At 54.1% G+C, this 2911-nt stretch carries 1 protein-coding gene; it reads left to right on the top strand.

What is annotated here, in order from left to right:
• Positions 1-2911, top strand: a 2911-nt coding sequence (locus WG8_RS26055) for a condensation domain-containing protein (RefSeq protein ID WP_007432243.1), incomplete at both ends; no start/stop codon positions are given.

Raw genomic sequence — 2911 nt, 5'->3', positions numbered from 1 at the left:
ACGATCAGGTGAAAATTCGCGGCTACCGGATTGAACTGGGTGAAATTGAGGCTGTGCTTCACCAGCATCCTGGCGTGGATAAGGCAGTTGTGCTGGCCCGTCCCCAAGGAGGGAACGGATATGAGCTTTCTGCTTACATCGTTCCGAAGGAAACGGACATCCCGGCGTCCCCGGACGAATGGAAAGCTCATCTTTCCAAAAAACTGCCGGAATATATGATTCCCCCGTATTTTGCGGAATTGAAGGAAATTCCGTTGACGCCGAGTGGCAAAGTGGACCGCAAAGCACTGCTGAAGCTGAAGGTGACGGTGGCAAGCGGAGCGGAATATGTCGCTCCTGCGGACGAGACGGAACAACAGCTTGCAGCCATCTGGGGCGAGGTGCTCGGTGCGGAACGCGTCGGTATGCTCGATAATTTCTTCGAGCTTGGAGGACATTCACTTAAAGCGATGACGCTGCTGTCCCGAGTTCACAAGGTATTGGGCGTGGAGGTGCCGCTTCACATTTTGTTTGGAACCCCGACAGTGCAGGCAGTTGCCGAGTACGTCCGGCAGGCGGACGAGACGGTGTTTGCCAGTATCGAACCGGCACCGCCGCAGACGTACTATCCGTTGTCCCTGGCCCAGCGGAGGTTGTATATCGCGGGCCAGCTCGAACAGGCGGGCATCGCATACAACATGCCAGCTGCGGCATGGATTGAGGGCAGTATCGACATCAACCGCTTGGAGGCAGCGTTTCGCAAGCTGATTCGGCGTCACGAATCACTGCGGACGTCGTTTGAAACCGTAGAAGGTGTCCCGGTACAAAAAATACACGATAGCGTCTCATTCGAGCTCACGGTGATTCCGGCTGATGAATGTTCTCCAGAAGAAGCGATGTCCTCATTCGTTCGTCCGTTCAATATTGACCGTGCCCCATTGCTGCGGGTAGGACTGATGTCTGTGCAGGAGAAACGGCATATGCTGCTTTTCGATATGCATCATCTGGTTTCCGATGGTGTATCCATCGCTATCCTGCTACGGGAACTAGGCTATTTGTACGGTGAGGAAAAACAGTTGCTGGAGCTGCGGCTACAGTATAAGGATGCGGCGGTCTGGCAGAACGCGAAGGCGGAAACGATTTTTGCCGCCGAAGAGGGCTATTGGCTGACTGCGCTCGGCGGCGAGCTGCCCGTCCTGGAGCTGCTGACCGATTATCCGCGTCCGCCGGTGCAGAGCTTTGAAGGCGATCGGGTATCCGCCGTGCTGGACTCTGCAATAACGTCAGAGCTAAAACAGTTGGCTGAGCGAAATGGTGTCACGTTGTATATGGTTCTGTTGTCCGCATACTATGCGCTGCTTGCCAAGTATACGAGCCAGGAGGACATCGTAGTTGGCACACCGACGGCGGGAAGGAATCATGCCGATTTGGAAGGCGTCGTCGGTCTATTCGTCAATACGCTGGCCATCCGCGCCAAGATTGATCTTGGAGATTCCTTTAACAAGCTTTTGCGTGAAGTGTACAGCCAGGCGGTAGAAGCGTTTGAGCACCAGAGCTATCCTTTTGAACGGCTGGTGGACAAATTGAGCCTGCCTCGTGATTTAAGCCGCAATCCTCTTTTCGACACCGTATTTATTTTGCAAAATGCGATGGAGGCATTGCCGGATCTCGGTGGTGCGCGGCTGTCGCTGTACGAAACGAATTTCCGGGTAGCCAAATTCGATCTTACACTTCAGGCAACGGAGGAGAATGACGGTATCAGGTTCGACCTGGACTATGCAACCCGATTGTTCCGGCGAGAGACGGCAGACCGAATGCTGAAGCATTACGTGAACCTTCTGCGCGCGGCCGTTGCTGATCCGCAAATGAAGGTGGGCGAATACAGCCTGCCGGGAGGGCAAGAACGAGAGCAGCTTCTGCACGGATTTAATCCAGAACCGACCGATTACCCTAAGAAAGAAAATGTCGTATGGATGTTTGAACGGCAGGCAGCAGCCTCCCCTGACCGGACGGCGCTCACATATGAAGGAGCACAACTGACGTACGGACAGTTGAATGCCAAAGCCAACCAGTTGGCCCGCACGCTTCAAGCCCGTGGGGTAGGGAGCGGCGAAGTGGTGGCGCTTTTGCTCGAACGTTCGCTGGAAATGATCGTTTCGGTAATGGCTGTTCTAAAAGCTGGTGCTGCATACGTGCCGATGGATCCAGAACATCCCGCACAGCGGATACGACACTTTTTTGACGACAGCGGGGCATCTGTACTGCTGACCCAACGTTCTTTGGCGCATTTGGCAGAAGCTGTGGAATACGAAGGTGTAATTCTATTGACCGATGACGGGGATTTGTATCACGGAGATGATACGAATATGGATGTGCTGATCGCGCCGGAACAGTTGGCCAATCTCACATATACATCTGGTACGACGGGGTTGCCGAAAGGCAACATGGTGACTCATGCCAACATTTTGCGGACGGTGTGCTGCACGAATTATATGGATCTCTCACCGGAGGATACGTTCCTTGGCCTCTCCAACTACGTGTTTGACGCGTTTATGTTCGATGTATTTGGATCGCTGCTGCACGGTGCGCGGCTGGTGCTAGTTCCGAAAGACGTAGTTCTCAACATTTCGCAGCTGCCGCGTGTAATCGAACGTGAAGGAGTTTCCGTGCTGATGATTACGACGGCGCTGTTCAATCTGCTGGTCGATCTTGCGCCTGACTGCATCCAAAGTATCCGCAAAGTGCTGTTCGGCGGGGAACGGGCGTCAGTGGACCATGTGCGGCGGGCGCTTGTGGCGACTGGACCCGACCATCTCCTGCATATGTACGGACCGTCGGAAAGTACGGTATTTGCAACCTTTTATCCAGTGAACGAAGTGGATGATCAGGCGGTTAGTATTCCAATCGGCAAGCCGATCAGCAATACGGCGGG

It is taken from the genome of Paenibacillus sp. Aloe-11 (assembly GCF_000245715.1).
Lineage (GTDB): Bacteria > Bacillota > Bacilli > Paenibacillales > Paenibacillaceae > Paenibacillus > Paenibacillus kribbensis.
This window is presented reverse-complemented; position numbering and strand designations above follow the sequence as displayed.